Annotated in this window: 15 protein-coding genes; 12 read left to right on the top strand and 3 right to left on the bottom strand. The window is 65.7% G+C overall.

The features are described 5' to 3' along the window. Positions 1-2: 2 nt before the first annotated feature. The gene (locus NY08_RS11920; RefSeq protein ID WP_045196565.1) at positions 3-1,070 is read right to left on the bottom strand and encodes an NAD(P)-binding domain-containing protein; all 1,068 of its coding nucleotides are present in this window, start codon (positions 1,068-1,070) and stop codon (positions 3-5) included. A gap of 62 nt (positions 1,071-1,132) precedes the next feature. On the opposite strand from NY08_RS11920, the gene NY08_RS11915 reads away from it, so the two are divergent. From NY08_RS11915 to NY08_RS11905, 3 genes are all read left to right on the top strand, one after another. Further along, the gene (locus NY08_RS11915) at positions 1,133-1,864 is read left to right on the top strand and encodes an enoyl-CoA hydratase (protein WP_045196563.1); all 732 of its coding nucleotides are present in this window, start codon (positions 1,133-1,135) and stop codon (positions 1,862-1,864) included. After that, complete coding sequence (locus tag NY08_RS11910) at positions 1,861-3,195, top strand: ammonium transporter (RefSeq protein ID WP_094631177.1); 1,335 nt, start codon at positions 1,861-1,863, stop codon at positions 3,193-3,195. Before NY08_RS11915 ends, NY08_RS11910 begins: the two co-directional genes overlap by 4 nt. 191 nt (positions 3,196-3,386) lie before the next feature. After that, complete coding sequence (locus tag NY08_RS11905; RefSeq protein ID WP_032395809.1) at positions 3,387-4,061, top strand: hypothetical protein; 675 nt, start codon at positions 3,387-3,389, stop codon at positions 4,059-4,061. 69 nt (positions 4,062-4,130) lie between these two features. Here the strand turns inward: NY08_RS11905 and NY08_RS11900 are convergent, their stop codons facing one another. Next, positions 4,131-5,078, bottom strand: coding sequence for an alpha/beta fold hydrolase (locus NY08_RS11900; protein WP_045196560.1), 948 nt, complete (start codon positions 5,076-5,078; stop codon positions 4,131-4,133). 196 nt (positions 5,079-5,274) lie between these two features. Between NY08_RS11900 and shbA the strand changes: the two genes are divergently transcribed. Continuing rightward, positions 5,275-5,859, top strand: coding sequence for an RNA polymerase sigma factor ShbA (gene shbA / locus NY08_RS11895; protein ID WP_045196558.1), 585 nt, complete (start codon positions 5,275-5,277; stop codon positions 5,857-5,859). Positions 5,860-5,973: 114 nt separating this feature from the next. Further along, positions 5,974-7,620, top strand: coding sequence for a purine-cytosine permease family protein (locus NY08_RS11890; protein WP_045196556.1), 1,647 nt, complete (start codon positions 5,974-5,976; stop codon positions 7,618-7,620). Between the two features lie 70 nt (positions 7,621-7,690). Here the strand turns inward: NY08_RS11890 and htpG are convergent, their stop codons facing one another. After that, positions 7,691-9,616, bottom strand: a complete 1,926-nt coding sequence (htpG, locus tag NY08_RS11885) for a molecular chaperone HtpG (protein WP_045196555.1) — start codon at positions 9,614-9,616, stop codon at positions 7,691-7,693. An 85-nt stretch (positions 9,617-9,701) separates the two neighbouring features. On the opposite strand from htpG, the gene NY08_RS11880 reads away from it, so the two are divergent. From NY08_RS11880 to NY08_RS11850, 7 genes are all read left to right on the top strand, one after another. Then, positions 9,702-10,826 carry an MBL fold metallo-hydrolase gene (locus tag NY08_RS11880; protein WP_442970839.1) on the top strand — a complete coding sequence of 375 codons (1,125 nt, stop codon included), beginning with the start codon at positions 9,702-9,704 and terminating at the stop codon, positions 10,824-10,826. Between the two features lie 23 nt (positions 10,827-10,849). Continuing rightward, positions 10,850-13,264 (top strand): HAD-IC family P-type ATPase, encoded by a 2,415-nt coding sequence (locus tag NY08_RS11875; protein WP_045196551.1) that lies wholly within the window; start codon positions 10,850-10,852, stop codon positions 13,262-13,264. Between the two features lie 40 nt (positions 13,265-13,304). Then, entirely contained in the window at positions 13,305-13,493 is a 189-nt protein-coding gene (locus NY08_RS11870) for an antitoxin (RefSeq protein WP_032395803.1), read from the top strand. A gap of 78 nt (positions 13,494-13,571) precedes the next feature. Then, positions 13,572-15,200 carry a Na+/H+ antiporter gene (locus tag NY08_RS11865; protein WP_032396264.1) on the top strand — a complete coding sequence of 543 codons (1,629 nt, stop codon included), beginning with the start codon at positions 13,572-13,574 and terminating at the stop codon, positions 15,198-15,200. Between the two features lie 13 nt (positions 15,201-15,213). Then, positions 15,214-16,395 (top strand): alpha/beta hydrolase, encoded by a 1,182-nt coding sequence (locus NY08_RS11860; RefSeq protein WP_052683782.1) that lies wholly within the window; start codon positions 15,214-15,216, stop codon positions 16,393-16,395. After that, positions 16,392-17,564, top strand: coding sequence for a sensor histidine kinase (locus NY08_RS11855; protein WP_032396262.1), 1,173 nt, complete (start codon positions 16,392-16,394; stop codon positions 17,562-17,564). The genes NY08_RS11860 and NY08_RS11855 overlap by 4 nt, the downstream gene beginning before the upstream one ends. Continuing rightward, the gene (locus tag NY08_RS11850) at positions 17,561-18,364 is read left to right on the top strand and encodes a LytR/AlgR family response regulator transcription factor (protein ID WP_032395802.1); all 804 of its coding nucleotides are present in this window, start codon (positions 17,561-17,563) and stop codon (positions 18,362-18,364) included. Before NY08_RS11855 ends, NY08_RS11850 begins: the two co-directional genes overlap by 4 nt. The last annotated feature ends 7 nt before the right edge of the window (positions 18,365-18,371 follow it).

The raw sequence follows: 18,371 nt of genomic DNA, 5'->3' as shown, positions 1-18,371 counted from the left end.
ATTCAGCCCAAGGTGTCCAGCAGCTCCGTCACCGCGGCTCGTCCCGCGCGATTGGCCCCGATCGTGCTTGCGGACGGCCCGTAGCCGAGCAGATGGACGCGATGGTTCGCGGCGACCCGGGTGGTGAGCCTGCCGTCCATGACGATTCCGCCGCCGTGCCCGCGCAGGCGCAGCGGAGCGAGGTGGTCGAGGGCGCTGCGAAAGCCGGTGGCCCACAGGATCACATCGGCGTGCTGACTCGACCCGTCCTCCCACACCACCGAATCTTCCGTGATGGATGAGAACATGGGCTTTCGATCGAGCGCGCCGCGGTTGCGAGCGGCGGCCAACGACGGCGTCAGCAGGAGCCCGGTCACCGAGACGACCGAGCCGGGTGGCAGGCCGGCCCGCACCCGCTCCTCGACCATGGCGACGGCCTTGCGTCCGGCATCGTGATCGAATTCGCCGTCCCGGAACACCGGTGGTCGACGTGTCACCCAGGTCGTCGTGGTGACCTGGGAGATTTCGTCGAGCAGTTGGACGGCCGAGATGCCGCCGCCCACCACGACGACGTGCTTGCCCGTGAACTCGTCGGCGGTCCGGTAGTCCTTGGTGTGCAGTTGCCTGCCCGTGAACGTCTCGGCACCGTCGTAGTGCGGAACGAACGGCTTCTCCCACGTCCCGGTCGCGTTGATCAGTCCCTCGGCCATGACGACGGTGTCGCCGGCTTCGACCCGGAATCGGGGTTCTCGGTCGCACACGACGGTCACCGTGACGGGGCGTCGAACATGCAGTTCGAAGCGTTCCTCGTACGCGCGGTAGTAGCGGGGGACGGCGTCGGCGGCGCGGATCGTCTCGGCAGGCTCGTCGCCGAGGGTGTCGGTGAAGGCCATACCGGGCAGGTCGTGCACCCCGTTGACGGTGCTCAGCGTCAGCGAGGGCCAGCGGAACTGCCACGCGCCACCCGGGCCGGGGGAACGGTCGAGCATCACGAACCCCTCACCGGCGGTCAGTCCCGCGCGGTGGAGGTGATAGCCGGCCGAGAGTCCGGCTTGGCCGGCACCGATGACGGCGACCCGAGTGTCGATCATGCAGACCAGTAGATCAGGCCCCGCACTGTCGATTCCTGTACTGGTGGGTAACCTCTGCTGTCGTGATCGGACTTTCTCGTGACGGCGACGTCGTCACCATCGAACTGCAGCGGCCGGATCGACGGAACGCGTTGAACTCCGAGCTGTGCCTGGCGGTGCATCGCGGAGTCGAGCAAGCCGAGCACGACGGCGCGCGGGTCGTGGTCATCACCGGGCAGGGCACCAGCTTCTGCGCGGGCGCGGATCTGACCGGTGATGCGTTTCCCGAGCATTTCGGGCAGATCCTCGAGGAGATGCTGGTCGCCGTCGAGTCTGCGTCCATTCCGGTGGTCGCGGCCATCAACGGCCCGGCCGTGGGGGCAGGCACCCAGTTGGCCATCGCCTGCGATCTGCGGGTCGTCGCGCCGGGCAGCTTCTTCGAGATTCCGTCGACGCGGCTCGGTATCGCGGTGAGCAACTGGACCATCCGACGGCTGGCGGCGCTCGCGGGCGGGGGAGTGGCACGCACGATTCTGCTGGGCGGGGAGCGGGTGCACGCAGATCAGGCGTACTCGTGCGGGTTGGCGAACAAACTCGGCGACGTCGATGTGGCGACGCAGTGGGCGCAGTCCATCACCGAGCTCGCTCCGTTGGCGCTCGAGCATCTCAAGCTGGTGTTCAACGACGATGGAGCACACGACGTTCCGACGCCGGAACAGGCCGCGGCGTTCGAGGCTGCGTGGAGCAGCGAGGACATGAGGGAAGCGCGACGGGCACGTACCGAGAAGCGCGCACCGAAGTTCGTGGGCAGGTGATCTTCGGCGCGCCCGACGCGGGCGATACTGCGTGGTTGCTGGCCAGTACTGCGCTGGTGCTTTTGATGACGCCCGGTCTGGCGTTCTTCTACGGCGGCATGGTGCGCTCGAAGAGCGTACTGAACATGATGATGATGAGTCTGTCGGCGATTGCGGTCGTGTGGTTGCTGTGGCTGGCGTTTGGATTCTCGATGGTGTTCGGCGACAACGTGATCGGCGGGTGGATCGGAAACCCGCTGCAGTACGCCGGTTTCGAGGGTCTGCTGGGCGGGGTGTACACCTCGGCCGGGGGAGCAGTGTCGATCCCGTTGGTGGGAACGGTTCCCGCGCTGGTGTTCGCGGCGTTCCAGGCCGGCTTCGCGATGGTGACGGTTGCGTTGATCTCGGGGGCCGTGGCAGACCGTATGCGCTTCGTCCCCTGGGTCCTGTTCGCGGCACTGTGGTCGACCCTGGTCTATTTCCCGGTGGCGCACTGGGTGTTCTCGCTCGACGGGCTCACGAGTGAGTTCGGTGGGTGGATCACCAACAGGCTCGGTGCCATCGACTTCGCCGGCGGCACAGCGGTGGAGATCAACGCCGGTGTGGCCGGGCTCGTGCTTGCCCTCGTGGTCGGTAAACGTCGGGGTTGGCCGCGAGATCCCATGCGCCCGCACAACCTTCCGGCCGTCATGCTCGGTGCCGGGTTGTTGTGGTTCGGTTGGTTCGGGTTCAACGCGGGATCGTCGCTCGCCGCGGACGGTGTCGCCGCAGTGGCTCTGGTGAACACCATGGGTGCCGGAGCGATGTCCATGGCGGCGTGGCTCGTGGTCGAGAAACTGCGGGACGGGCATGCGACCTCCTTCGGCGCTGCCTCGGGCGTCGTGGCCGGACTGGTCGCCATCACACCCTCGTGCGCGGCGGTCACTCCTGTCGGTGCCGCGGCGATCGGGATCGTGTCGGGTGCGCTGTGTGCTCTGGCCATCGGCCTCAAATACCGCTTCGGCTACGACGATTCGCTCGACGTCGTGGGTGTGCACCTCGTCGGCGGCATCGTCGGAACGCTGATGATCGGACTCGTGGCCAGTGCGCAGATGCCGGCGGGCGTGGACGGTCTGTTCTACGGCGGCGGGCTGCATCAGCTGTGGGTGCAGGCGATCGCGGTGGTGGCGGTGTTCGCGTACTGCGCCGTCGTCACCACCGCAATCGCGTTCGCGATCAAGGCGGTCATGGGAGTGCGCGCCGACGCGCAACACGAAGCCGACGGACTCGACGAGCACGAGCACGCCGAGTCCGCCTACGACTTCGGAGTGAGCCACGGCGGCAGCAACAAACCGGGTCTTTTCGGTAAGTAGGGACAACCCGCGCGAGTCGTTTACCAACGGATTGTACTTCGAAAGTCGTTCTGTCCCTTTTGAGTCGATGCGTCGGATCGTTGTTCGGTTCGACCCCGTTCGTTCATCTTCGGTTCGCCTGGCCCGCGTGTTCCACCCATAGTTTTTCGCTGCTCGCATCGAGTGATGGACACGACGAAAGACTGAGGAACATGAAGCTGACTCGATTCGCGGCAACGTCCGCATTGGTCATTGCAGCGATGACGACCGCTATGGGCACCGCCTACGCCGATCCGGCACCGGCCGTTGCCGCTCCGGTCGGTTGGAACGTCACCCAGGCCGGTAGCCAGGTAATCGTCGACACGACGGCCGGCACCCTGAGCAACGAGGACAACCACCTCGTCGTCCGCGACGCCAATGGCGTCCTGGTGGACTCCGTGCCCCTGGCCATTGCCGCAGACGGGTTCTCGCACCCCGTCGCCGCCGTCATCGACGGAAACCACGCCACCCTGACCGCCGATGTCTCGCCCGCCGCGGCAACCCCGGTCTCCGCAGGCCTCCCCGGCCTGCAGCAGGTCGACCTGCCCGCCGCAGTCTCCGGCGTCAAGGACAACATCAGCCTCTCCGCATCGGTCGGCGGATTCCTCGGAGCCGCAACCGGTCTGGTCACCGGTTGCTTCCTCGGAGCCATCGCTGCGGGCACCGTCTCGGCTCCTGCACTGCTGCTCTTCGGTGCCGCACCGGTTGCCGGATGCGTCGGCGGCGCACTGCTTCTCGGCTCGGGTGCGTCCCTCGCCGGTACCGCCATCGGTGGCCTCGGTGCCATTGCAGGCAACGCAGGTCAGTTCATCCAGCTCCTCAACGCTCCCCCCGCTGCCAAGAAGTAGTTCTCGGTAGTGCTGTGGCCCGCAACGGACTTTCGTTGCGGGCCACAATCGTCGGGACGTTTGTCGGTGCTAGCGGGCCAGCGCCAGGTCTGCCACATGCGCGCGTCGAGCCGCCGTCACGAGTTCGACGACGGCCTCGGCCACCTCGTGTGCTCGTTCGAGAATCACCATGTGCCCGGCCTGCGCGACCCGCACGAGGCGGGCGTCGGGCAGGTGGGCGGCAAGGGTTTCCGAGTGTCGCATCGGAGTCATCAGATCGTCCGAGCCGCACAGCACCAGCGTGGGAATCGAGGCGAGTGCGGCCAGGCCGGCCACCTCGTCGAGTGCGCAGAAGGCCCCGAGAAACCCCGCCATCGTCACGATGGACGTCTCACCGAGCATCGCCGTCGCCAGCGTCACCACCCGGGGACTCACCTTGCGGGATCCGCATCCGGCTGTCCGCACTATCGGCGCGCACACCCCGCGACTGAGCCTCTTGGCACCCGACATCAGTCGAGGGGCGCGTCGAACAGCGGCTCGAAATGCCGACACCGCGGGATGGGCGAGGCAACTGCCGAGTCCGTCGTCGGTGATCCCACCGGCCGACGTCGCGATCAGACCGACCCCGACCAGACGCGAGCCGATCGCCTCGGGGTTCTGACGCGCATAGGACAGTACTGTCATTCCGCCCATCGAATGCCCGACGACGACGAACGGGCCGGACGGAATCACCGCGCGGATGACGTCCGCCAGATCCTCTCCGAGTCGGTCCATGGTGCAGCTGTCCGGTGCGGCCGCGGTCGACTCGCCGTGACCCCGGTGGTCGTACATCACGATCCGGACGTCGTCTCCCCAGCTGCGCTCCACCTGTTGGCGCAGGTCGGTCCACGACTGCATGCGTAGACAGTGCCCGTGCACGAACACCACGGTCAGGGGCGCATCGGGATGGCCGAACTCGCGCACTGCCAGGGCCGTCCCGTCGCCGGCGGCGACGGTACTGCGGCGACCGACCTGATGGGTCTGCTCGCTGGTGATCATGGGCGCTCCGTGGGTCGGGTGGCACGTGCTGCGAGGACGGTGTTGTCCGGTACTTCGCTTCCACGACACGCCGTGTTACCTGAATCACATTTTCTTTCGATGTGGTAGCCGATCGGACCAAGCCGGGTGGGAATCTGCACCGAAGTACTGGTGAGCGTTCAGGAGAGGACGCGCGTTGCCAGTGAGGAGATCGGCCATGAGTTTCGGCATGGACAGGCTCGAGGATGTTGTGCCTCGCGCCGTTGCGGGAGATCGACTCGCTCTCGAACAGGTGCTGGTGCTGATCCAGCCACCGGTTCGGCGCTACTGCGCCGCCCGGATCGGGAATCTCGACGTGGCCGCCGACGATGTGGTGCAGGAGGTCTGCCTCGCACTGGTCACCGCCATTCCCAAGTACCGAGACATGGGCAAGCCGTTCATGGCCTTCGTGTACGGGATCGCCGCTCACAAGCTCGCCGACGCCGGCCGCAAATCGGCTCTGCGACAATCGTTCTCGATCGACGAGATGCCCGAAGAGCAATCCACCGAAGCCGGGCCGGAGCAACTCGCGCTCGGCGACGAACTGCGTAGCCATACCCAGGCATTGATGGACACCCTGCCGACCAAGTACCGCAAGATCATTCTGATGCGAGTGGTGTGGGGCTTGACGGCACCGCAAGCCGGTGAAGCACTGGGGATGACGGCCGGAGCTGTGCGGGTGGCCCAGCATCGGGCGATGAACATGCTGCGCGCCGAGCTGTCGAACTTCTCGCTGCTGGCAGCGCGCGCCGCCGCCGCCTGATTTCCCGGCGCAGCGCACGCATTCGGGTCGGATGTCCGAATCGCCGGATTGAGTAACAGTAGCTACATCAACGCAAGACACCCTCGCAACGTGGCGGTTCTACGTTGTTGATCCATGACCGCCGTACAGCCAGCGCCGACAGACACCGCGCTCAAAGAGACGCTAGAGGACTACACGCTGCGCTTCGCGCCGCGTAGCTACCGTAAATGGGGAACCGGTGTTGTCGCGACGTCCGCGCTCGGCGGAATCGCGTATCTCGCGGACTTCGCCATCGGTGCCAACATCGGAATCTCCTACGGAACCGGCAACGCACTCTGGGGCATCCTGGTGTTCGCGGTCGTCATCTTCCTGACCGGGCTCCCGCTCGCCTACTACGCTGCTCGATACAACATCGACCTCGATCTGATCACCCGTGGAAGCGGATTCGGCTACTACGGATCGGTGGTCACCAACGTCATCTTCGCGACGTTCACCTTCATCTTCTTCGCGCTCGAGGGTTCGATCATGGCGCAGGGACTCGAACTCGGCTTGGGTGTCCCGTTGCCCATCGGGTACGCGGTGTCGACGATCATGGTTATTCCGTTGGTGATCTACGGCATGAAAGCCCTTGCCAAGCTTCAGGTCTGGACCACTCCGCTCTGGTTGGTGCTGATGGTGCTGCCGTTCGTCTACCTGGTGATCAGCAATCCCGATTCGGTCGGGGAGTTCTTCGCCTACGGCGGTCAGGACGGTGCCGACGGCAAGGGCGTCAACATCGGATCGGTGATGCTCGCGGCGGGCGTGTGTCTGTCGTTGATCGCTCAGATCGCCGAGCAGATCGACTACCTGCGGTTCATGCCGCCCAAGACTCCCGAGAACTCCCGACGCTGGTGGACGGCAGTGCTTCTCGCGGGACCGGGTTGGGTCATCTTCGGCGCACTCAAGCAGGTCGTCGGCCTGTTCCTCGCCGTGTACCTCATCGCCAACGTCGTCGACGGTTCGAGCATCGCCAACGAGCCGGTGCACCAGTTCCTCGAGATCTACGAGAACTTCATGCCGGGCTGGCTGGCGATGACCCTCGCGGTGATCCTGGTCGTCATCAGCCAGATCAAGATCAACGTCACCAACGCCTACTCCGGGTCACTGGCGTGGACCAACTCCTACACCCGCCTCACCAAGACGTACCCGGGCCGCATGGTGTTCGTGTTGTTCAACCTCGCCATTGCACTGATCCTGATGGAAGCCAACATGTTCGACTTCCTCAACAGCATTCTCGGCTTCTACGCCAACTGCGGTATCGCGTGGATCGCCGTGGTGGCGTCGGACATCGTGTTCAACAAATACATTCTGGGGCTCTCGCCCAAGGTGCCCGAGTTCCGACGCGGCATGCTCTACAACATCAATCCGGTCGGCTTCGGATCGATGGCGGTATCGGCGATCCTGTCGATTCTGGTGTTCTTCGGCGCATTCGGATCTGCGATCAAGCCGTACTCGCCCATCGTGGCTCTCGTTCTCGCACTGGTTCTTCCGCCCATCCTGGCGGTGGCGACCAAGGGCAAGTACTACCTGCGTCGCACCGACGACGGCATCGATCTGCCGATGTTCGACGAGCACGGCAACCCGTCCGACGCGCTCGTGATGTGCCACGTCAGCGGCATGGAATTCGAACGACCCGACATGATCGCGTCCAACGTGCCGGGGCCGAACGGGGAGAAGCAGTACATCAGTTCTCTGTCGCTGAGCACCGACAAGACGGGGGAGCACATCCTGCCCCCGCAGTGAGTGCGGCTGCGCCGCAGTGGTGTGGTTGTGCGCCGCCCAGGGCACATGACCACACCACTGCCGCAGGCACTCAGATCGTGCGGGTCAACCGATCGGCGAGCAGCTTGGAGAATTTCGCCGGGTCCTTGAGCTCGGTGCCTTCGGCCAACAAGGCCGTCGCGTAGAGCAATTCGGCGGTCTCGGCGAGATGCGGATCGTCGCTGCGATCCTCGCGAGCCTTCTTCAGTCCCGTCACCAGATCGTGGGTGGGGTTGAGTTCGAGGATGCGCTTGGAGGTCGGTACGAACTGGCCCGAGGCCTTGTACATCTTCTCGAGCTGCGGGGAGAAGCTGAACTCGTCACCGACGACGCAGGCCGGTGACGTCGTCAGTCGTGTCGACAGACGTACCTCCTTCACGTCCTCGCCGAGGGTCTCGGTGAGCCAGGTCAGCAAGTCCGCGAATTCCTTGTCCTGCTCCTCGCGCTTGGCCTCGGACTCCTTCTTCTCCTCTTCGGTGTCGAGGTCCACCTCGCCCTTCGCGATGGACTGGAACGACTTTCCGTCGAAGTCGGTGACGTTGCCGACCCACACCTCGTCGACCGAATCGGTGAGCAGCAGCACCTCGAGCCCGCGAGCCTTGAACGCCTCCATGTGCGGCGAGCTCTCGATCTGCTGACGCGATTCGCCGGTCATGTAGTAGATCTGCTGCTGGCCGTCCTTCATCCGGTCCACGTACTCGGCGAGGGTGGTCACGCCCTCCTCGGAGTTGGTGGACGCGAACGACGCGATGCCCAACAGGGTTTCGCGGTTGTCGCTGTCGGAGATCAGGCCCTCCTTGAGGACCGTTCCGAACTGCGACCACAGCGTCTTGTACTTGTCGGGCTGCTCGCTCTGCAGCTCCTTGACCGTGGAGAGCACCTTCTTGGTGAGGCGTCGACGGATCGCGCGGATCTGCCGGTCCTGCTGCAGGATTTCGCGAGAGACGTTGAGCGAGAGGTCCGCTGCGTCCACGACACCCTTGACGAAGCGCAGGTACTCGGGCAGCAGTTCCTGCGAGTCGTCCATGATGAACACGCGCTTGACGTACAGGTGCACGCCGGCCTTGCTCTCGCGCATGAACAGGTCGAACGGCGCCTGCGACGGAATGAACAGCAGCGCTTGGTATTCGAACGTGCCCTCGGCCTTGAACGGGATGACCTCGAGCGGCTCGTCCCAGGCGTGGCTGACGTGCTTGTAGAACTCCTTGTACTCCTCCTCGGACACCTCGTCCTTGGAGCGGGTCCACAGCGCCTTCTGCGAGTTGATCGTTTCGGTCTCGATCGTGACGGTGTCCTCGCCGCCTTCCTCTTCGCTCTTGACGCGCTTCTCGACGTCGATGCGAATGGGCCAGGCGATGAAGTCGGAGTACTTCTTGACCAGTTCCTTGATCTTGCGCTCGGACGCGTAATCGTGGAGGTGGTCCTCCTCGTCGGCCGGCTTGAGGGCCAGCGTCACCGAGGAACCCTGCGGGGCGTCGTCGACGTCGGTGATCTCGTAGGTGCCCTCGCCGGTGGACTCCCACTTGGTGGCGGCGGCTTCGCCGGCCTTGCGGGTGAGCAGCGTGACCTTCTCGGCCACCATGAACGTCGAGTAGAAGCCGATGCCGAACTGGCCGATGAGCTCCTCGGAGGCGGCCGCGTCCTTGGCTTCCTTGAGCTTCTTGCGTACCTCGGCGGTGCCCGACTTGGCCAGTGTGCCGATGAGGTCGATGACCTCGGAGCGGGACATGCCGATGCCGTTGTCCCGGATGGTGAGGGTACGAGCGGAGGAGTCGATGTCGATCTCGATGTGCAGATCCGAGACGTCGACGTCCAGGTCCTTGTTGCGGTACGACTCCAGGCGCAGCTTGTCCAGCGCGTCCGAGGAGTTGGAGATCAGTTCACGGAGAAAGCTGTCCTTGTTGGAGTAGATGGAGTGCACCATCAGATCCAGGAGCTGACGCGTCTCCGCCTGGAATTCGAGCTGTTCGGTACTCAATGTCTCCCCTTCTAGCAGCAAAACCGACGCGAATAATATACGGCAAGGCTACGGGTGAGCTGCGAAGACGTCGGCGCCGCCTACTCTGGGGACCGTGACGAAGACGAAGTTCGTACTGGGAGCCGCCGCAGCACTGAGCGGTGCATGGTTGGCACGCGCGACGTGGGGGCTGCCGTCGGCGATCGGTGCCAGGCGCGTGCACATCACCCCGTACGCCGCCGGCTCTCCGCGCTACCGCGATCGCCGGTTCCACAACTCCGACCCGAGCTCGAGCTACGTTCCCGGGCGCAGCGAGAAGGGGCAGCAGAACATGTTCGTCTCGCTCGTCACCGAACGTGGCAAGGGCAGGCCCCAGCGCCCGATTCCGCTGGCGCCGCCGATCGCGCCGGTGGACGCGGGCGAACTGGCGGTCACCTGGTACGGCCACTCGAGTGTGCTCGTCGAGGTCGACGGTTACCGCGTTCTCGCCGATCCGGTGTGGAGCAACCGCGTGTCCCCGTCTTCGGTGGTGGGGCCGGCACGGCTGCATCCGACGCCGGTCGAGTTGGTCGATCTGCCGCGCGTCGACGCCATCGTGATCTCCCACGATCATTACGACCACCTCGACAAGGCGACGGTGCAGAAGCTGGCGAGCATTCAGTCGGCACCGTTCGTCGTGCCACTGGGAATCGGCGCGCATCTGCGCAAGTGGCGGGTGCCCGAGGCGCGCATCGTCGAACTGGACTGGGACGAGCAGACGAACATCGGCGGCCTCACCGTCACGTGCACAGAGGCTCGGCATTTCTCCGGCCGCGGTCTGACCCGGGACTCGACGCAGTGGGCGTCCTGGGCCTTCGCCGGCCCCGTTCGACGCGTCTTCTTCGGCGGCGACACCGGCTACACACCGAAGTTCGCCGAGATCGGCAGCAACTACGGCCCCTTCGATCTGACGCTGCTGCCCGTCGGGGCCTACGACGTGCGGTGGCCGGACATCCACATGAACCCGGAGGAAGCGGTCACGGCGCACATCGATCTGACGGCGTCGGGCATCTTCGTCCCGATTCACTGGGCCACGTTCAATCTGGCGTTTCATCCGTGGTCGGAGCCGATAGTGCGGCTGCACGCCGCCGCCGAGGACGTCGGAGTGCAGGTGGCGGTGCCGATGCCGGGGCAACGAATAGACGGCACGCGAACGCTGCACGACGATCGTTGGTGGTCTCGGCTGGGCTGACCGAACCCTACTAGGCTGCACCCATGTCTATCGACGCCGATGCGCAGCGGGACGCCGGGCTGACCGAGGCGGACGTCGCCAGGCTCAGGGCCGAGGGAAAGTCGAACGACGTTCCGGCCCGAGCTTCTCGGTCGGTCCGCGACATCGTCCGTGGCAACGTCTTCACTCGCATCAACGCGATTCTGGGTGTGCTGTTGATCATCGTGCTGTCCACCGGCTCGGTGATCGACGGCATGTTCGGGCTGTTGATCGTCGCCAACAGTGGCATCGGCATCGTGCAGGAGATCCGCGCCAAACGCACCCTGGATCGGTTGGCCATCGTGGGGCAGAACAAGCCCCAGGTTCGACGCGACGGCGTCTCGAAGCAGATCCCGCCCGACGAGGTCGTACTCGGCGACATCGTCGAACTGGGTCCCGGTGATCAGATCGTCGTCGACGGTGAGGTGATCGAGACCGCGAGCCTCGAGGTCGACGAGTCGTTGCTCACCGGCGAGGCCGACACGGTGCACAAACTCGAAGCGGCGCAGGTGCTTTCGGGCAGCTTCGTCGTGTCGGGCAGCGGTGCGTACCGCGCGACGAAGGTCGGGCGCGACGCCTACGCAGCCAAGCTCGCCGAGGAGGCCAGCAAGTTCACGCTGGTCAAGTCCGAGTTGCGCAGCGGCATCGACAAGATCCTGAAATTCATCACGTACCTGATGATTCCGGCCGGTGCGCTGATCATCTACAACCAATTGTTCTCCAGCGGGCAGGCTTTGGGTCCTGCGCTCAACGGCATGGTCGCCGCGCTCGTCCCGATGGTCCCCGAGGGCCTGGTGCTGATGACGTCGATCGCCTTCGCGGTCGGCGTCATCAGGCTCGGTCAACGGCAGTGCCTGGTGCAGGAGCTGCCCGCGATCGAGGGACTCGCCCGCGTCGACGTGGTGTGCGCCGACAAGACCGGAACCCTCACCGAGAACGGTATGCGGCTGTCGGAGTTGGTGCTGATCGACGAGGACCACTCCGGCTCGGTGACAAGTGCATTGGCGTCGCTCGCCCACGACGACCCGCGGCCCAACGCCAGCGTGCAGGCCGTGGGCGAGGCGTATCCCGACGCGCCGGGGTGGACGCAGACGGCCGTGGCACCGTTCTCCTCGGCCAAGAAGTGGAGTGGACTGTCGTACGGCGAGCACGGGCATTGGTTGCTCGGTGCCCCGGACGTGCTGCTCGACGCCTCCTCCGACATCGCCCGTCGTGCCGAGGAGACAGGCTCGCGTGGTCTACGGGTGTTGCTGCTCGCCAGCTCCGACCGCTCGGTCGACGACGGCGAAGCGCCCGGAGTCGTGACCCCGCGTGCACTGGTGATTCTCGAGCAGAAGGTGCGCGAGGATGCCCGAGACACGTTGGAGTACTTCGCCAGCCAGCACGTCCAGGTCAAGGTCATCTCCGGCGACAATGCCGTCTCGGTCGGCGCGGTCGCGGGATCGCTCGGCCTGCCCGGCGGCGACGCCCCGATCGACGCGCGCGATCTGCCCGAGGACTCCGAGAAACTGGCCGACACTCTGGCGAATTCCACCACCTTCGGCCGAGTCCGACCGGATCAGAAGCGGGCGATGGTGGGCGCGTTGCAATCTCGCGGCCACACGGTCGCGATGACCGGCGACGGTGTCAACGACGTGCTCGCGCTCAAGGACGCCGATATCGGTGTCTCGATGGGTTCGGGAAGCGCCGCCACCCGAGCCGTCGCACAGATCGTGTTGTTGGACAACAAGTTCGCCACCCTGCCCTACGTGGTAGGGGAGGGGCGACGCGTCATCGGCAACATCGAACGCGTCTCCAATCTGTTCCTCACCAAGACGGTGTACTCGGTACTGCTGGCGTTCCTCATCGGGCTCTCGGGCGTGCTCTCGCAGATCTTCCACTTCGAGCCGATCCCGTATCCCTTCCTACCGCGGCACGTGACGATCGCAGCGTGGTTCACCATCGGCATCCCGGCCTTCGTGCTCTCGCTCGCGCCCAACAACGAGCGGGCGCGCAGTGGATTCGTCTCGCGGGTGATGCGGCTGGCCGTCCCCTCCGGATTGATCGTCGGCTCGTGCACGTTCGTCTCCTACCTACTGGTCTATGCCGGCCCGAACGCCACCGAGACCCAGGTGACGCAGGCCAGTACCACCGCGCTGATCACCCTGATCATGATCGCGCTGTGGGTGTTGGCCGTCGTCGCGCGGCCCTACAACTGGTGGAAGATCGTGCTGCTCGGCGGGTCGGTCGGTGGCTACCTGCTGCTGTTCGCGATCCCGTTCTGCCGCACCTTCTTCAAACTCGATCCGTCCAATGTGGGAGCCACCACCAGTGCTCTGATCATCGGCGGTATCGGAATCGCGCTCGTCGAGGTTGCCCATCGATTCGGATCGGCGCTGCGCAATCGAACATCACTACGCAACACGCAGTACAAAACGTAAGCTTCCGGATGTTCGATCATTTCAGCGACAGGAGACAGTCATGGGCTTCGCAGACAATCTGAAGGGCATCGTCGACAAGGGCAAGGACCTCGCGGCCGAGAACTCGGACAAGATCGACGACGTCGTGGAGAAGGCGGGGGACTTCATCGACAACAAGACCGGTGGCAAGTACTCCGATCAGATCGACAAGGTCCAGGAAGCAGCCAAGAAGGCCATTCCGGACAAGTAGGACCTTTCGGTCTCCTCGTGCAGGTGATCGTGGCCGTCGGTCGTGCCCCAGGGTGCGGCTGACGGCACAATCGTCGGGGTGGACGGACCGATTCTTCTTCTCGTAGTCATCTTCGCGATCGCAGTCGCCGGTTTCGCCAGGCGCATCGATCTGCAGGTTCCGCTCGTCCTGGTCACCGTCGGATCCATCGCCTCGTTCGTTCCCGGGGTCCCGCACGTCAGCCTGTCGCCGCAGCTCATCCTCGGCGTCGTGCTTCCGCCGCTGCTGTACTCCGCCGCGCTGGATTTCTCGTTCGTCAGCTTCCGACGCAATCTCGGCCAGATTCTCCGACTCGGTCTCGTCATGGTGATCGTGACGACATTGGTCGTCGGCTGGTTCGCCAATCTGTTGATCCCGGAGCTCACCCTCGGCGCGGCCCTGGTGCTCGGTGCCGTCGTGGCCCCGCCCGACGCGGTCTCCGCGATCGCCGTCGGGCGCAAGCTCGGTCTGCCCGCGCGGATGATGGCCATCCTCACCGGCGAGTCTCTGGTGAACGACGCGGCCGCGTTGACTCTGTTCACCCTGGCCGTGGCCTCGGTGACGGGCAGTCGGATCGAACTGGGCTCACCGGTGTTGTTCTTCCTGTACGAGATCGTGGGCGGCGTGTTGGTGGGGTTGGTGCTGGCGCGCATCGTGCGGTTCGTCCGCAATCGGATCGCGGATTCGGCGCTGGAAACCGTGCTCGGTCTGGTCCTGCCGTTCACCGCGTATCTGGCGGCCGAGGAAATCCATGCGTCGGGAGTTCTCGCCGTCGTCACCGCCGGTTTCGTGCTGGGGCGCGTCACCGCCGACGTCTCGGTGTCCACCCGCGTTCAGGAACGGCAGGTGTGGCCGACGCTGGATCTCCTGCTCGAGGCATTCGTGTTCGCCTACATGGGTTTACAGCTGAAGTTCGTCATCTCGGAGGTGCAGCGCGAAGGGTTGCCCGTCCACCATGTGTTCGCCTATGCGCTGCTGGTGCTGGTGGTGGTCATGGCCGTCCGACCAGCTTGGATCTTCGCCAATTCCGGCCGAAACATGCTGCTTCGCAAATTGTTCCGGCGATCACCGTCAGGCGAAGCAGGTCTGACGTGGCAGCAGAACCTGGTGCTCTCCTGGGCGGGCATGCGTGGGGTGGTGACGCTTGCGGCGGCGGCCGGTGTACCGCTGACCACGGTGCTCGGCGACGAATTTCCCGGGCGGGCCGTGATTCAGGCGGTGGCCTTCGTCGTCGCGGTCGGTACGTTGCTGCTGCAGGGCCTGACGCTTCCGTTGTTGATCCGCCGCCTCGACGTCGCAGATCCACTCGAGCAGCAGCGCAACGACAATCAGCGGCTGCTGTCGCAGGCCATTGCCCGGACGGCGGCGGAGGACTACCTCCAGCGCGCGGCGAAGGACGGAATCGACGGAGTGGACAGCGAGCGCGTCGACGAGGTCATCCAGCGCGTCCGACGCTCCGTGCGCGCTCGGTTGGATGCCGACGAGACCGAGGATCGCGAGAAGCGGATCGCGGCGGCCGGGGCGTTGTTCGACTCGCTGCGACACAACGTCCTGGTCGCGCAGCGGGCGGCGCTCATCGCGGCCCGCGACTCGGGGGAGCTGGAGGACGAAGCTCTGCGGGCAGTGTTGAATGGCTTGGACGTGGAAGAAATTGCGGCCGAGGCTCGCATCGCACGACGCACACCGTAGGAGCGCAGAGACAGTGAGGTCGACCCGGCTGGTCGCCGCCGCGGCACTGGTGTTCGCCGTTGCTGCGTGCAGCACTCCTGCCGAGGATCCGGCCACACCCGCCCCGGTGTCGATCGCGGCACCCGTGGGCTCGGAGCGAGGCGCGATCGTGTCGTCGATGCTGCTGGGGCAGGTCGACATCGGTGTCGCCTATCTCGGCGGGACTGCCACCAAGGTCGTGTACCGCACCACCGACGGGGTCACCGGGGGCGGGACCGAGGCATCGGGAACGGTGTTCGTGCCCAAAGGTTCTGCTCCGCCCGGCGGCTGGCCGATCGTCTCCGTCGGGCACGGCACCACCGGTGTCACCGACGAGTGCGCACCCTCGCTCTATCCGAACCTGTTGGGCACCATCGGATTGGTGACGCCGTTCCTCGAACGCGGCACCGTGGTCGTGGTGACGGATTATCAGGGTCTCGGAACTCCGGGAGATCCCGCGTATCTCGACCGGGACGCCGCAGCGTACGACGTGATCGACGCGGTGCGCGCGGCCCGCAACGTGGTTCCCGACGTCGGCACCAGGTGGGGCGCAGTGGGCATCTCCCAAGGCGGACAAGCGGTCTGGGCGGCAGCCGAGCGCAGTGGCGATTACGGCGACGGTCTGCAACTGGTCGGTGCCGCGGCGCTGTCGCCCGCGGCCGATCTGACGCGGTTCTTCGCGCCCGAGACCGAGCAGACCGTGCCGCGTCAGCTGCTGGTGCCGTACCTCTACGAGGGTCTGCACGCCGCAGATCCGAGTGCCGAACGCGCGGACTACATCCGCGGCACGTTCGCCGACAACGTGACCGCGCTGACCGCCTGCAGTGATTTGCTCGGCTTCTCCAAGGCCGACGCCGGAGCCGTTCTCGATCCGGCCGACGCCCTCCCGGACTCCGCGGATGCATCGGATCGGATGACGCAGTGGCTCGAATCGGTTGCGGTACCGACTTCTCGCACCGAGGTACCGCTGCTGGTCCTGGTCGGTGAACGCGACGACCTCATCGATCCCCGATGGACCCGGGACGCGGTAGCCGAGGCCTGCGCGCTGGGCGACGACGTCGAGCTTCGCTCCGAACCGGAGCAGGGCCATGCCGAACTGGCCGCAAACGGCATCGGAGTCGACTGGCTCGTCGAACGCTTCCTGAACGTGCCCACCTCGACCACGTGCGCGCGATGACCGCGGCACTGGCGTCGATGGCGGTGATCGTGGCCGTGATCGTTTCGGTCATCGCGGTGATCAGTCTGCGCGGTCGACGGGACCTCACCACACCGGCCGAGCGAGCCGTCCACGCCACCCTGCACACCGCGTCGCTGGCGGCCAAGCCGTTGCGTGACGGTCTCGACACTCGTTCGGCCGCCGCGGCCGCGCCGCACCTGCGGGTACTGACCGGTGCGGACGCATTGGGAATCTGCGACCCCGACGGTTCCCTGCTGGCCTGGGACGGCCCGTGGGACGAGCTGACACCGGCCTTCGTCGAGGCGGCGAAGCGGGCGGTGGACGGGCAGCGGCGCGTCCTGGTGCGTCTGCCGCTCGGTTCGATCCACGAGGTCAGAGCGTTGGTGGTGCAGCCGTTGGTCGTCGACGAGTCTCCGGTGGTCGGGGTGTTGGGGGCAGCCGTGGTCGCCGAGCCGGGACCGGGCATGCTCGGGGCCATCGCCGAGGTTGCGCGTTACGCCTGCGGTCAGATCGAGCTCGCCGAACTCGACGCGTCCCGGGCGCGGTTGGACCGCGCCGAGGTACGGGCGCTGCGCGCACAGATCAGCCCACACTTCATCTACAACGCACTCGGCACGATCGCCTCGTTCGTGCGCACCGACCCGGATCGAGCGCGTGAGCTGGTGCTCGAGTTCGCCGACTTCACCCGATACTCGTTCCGCAACGCAGGCGAGTTCACGGTGCTCGCGGACGAGCTACGCAACATCGATCGCTACCTGACGCTCGAACGGGCCCGCTTCGGTGATTCCCTCCAGGTCACCTTGCAGGTCGCACCCGAGGTGTTGGGCGTCGCGCTGCCGTTTCTCGCGCTACAGCCGCTCGTCGAGAACGCCGTCCGACACGGCCTGTCCGGCAAGGCCGACGGCGGCCGCGTGACGATCATCGCCGCCGACGAGGGCACCGACGCAGTGATCAGCATCGAGGACGACGGGGTGGGGATGGATCCGGACGTGCTGCGCTCGGGAAGCCTGCACACCGAGGACGCGGCCCATGTCGGATTGGCGAACGTGGACGATCGGCTGCGGGCAGCCTTCGGAAACGACTACGGTCTCGTAGTGGACACCGCACCGGGCGCAGGCACCAAAGTGAGCCTCCGGGTGCCGAAATTCAGGCCGGGTGTACGAGCATGACGCAGGCTGCCAACTCCGCCCCCGGCCGCGGGTTGATCGTTCTCGCCGTCGACGACGAGCGCCCGGCACTGGACGAACTCGCCTTTCTGCTGCGTCAGCAGGACACCGTCGCCGAGGTGTTCACCGCGCAGGACGCGACCACCGCGCTCCGCCAACTCAAACAGACCTCGGGGCAGAACGTGGTGGACGCGGTGTTCCTCGACATCAACATGCCCGGACTCGACGGGCTCGAACTCGCCGGCATCCTGTCGGCATTCGCGCGACCACCCGCCGTCGTGTTCGTCACCGCCCACGACGACCGGGCACTGGCTGCCTTCGATCTCGGTGCCGTCGACTACCTGCTCAAGCCCTTGCGCGAGGATCGGCTCACCGAGGCGCTGCGCCGGGTGCTGCTCGCGCGGCGTCGACCCGCGGAGTCCGCGGACACCTCGGCCGACGAGGTCATTCCCGTCGAACTCGGCGGAACCACCACCCTGGTGCACCGGTCGTCGGTGGCGTGGGTCGAGGCCGACGGCGACTACGCGAGATTGCACACCTCCAACGGCTCGCATCTGGTGCGGATCCCGATCTCGGCCCTCGAAAGTCGCTGGGCCGATGCCGGATTCCTGCGCGTGCACCGCTCCTACCTGGTCTCGCTGCGTCTGGTCACAGGGATCCGCAGTGTCGGTTCGGGACTGGTGGTGTGCCTGCGGGCCAGCGGAAACCTCGCGGCCTGCGAACTGCCGGTGAGCCGACGGCACGCGAGAGAACTCAAGGACAGACTGGTCCGCGGTCCGCTGCAATCGTGGTCCACCCGGTGACGAGGAT

This window comes from Rhodococcus sp. B7740 (genome assembly GCF_000954115.1).
Taxonomy (GTDB): Bacteria; Actinomycetota; Actinomycetes; order Mycobacteriales; family Mycobacteriaceae; genus Rhodococcoides.
Note: the sequence above shows the minus strand (reverse complement) of the source record. Positions and strands in the feature narration are given on the sequence as shown.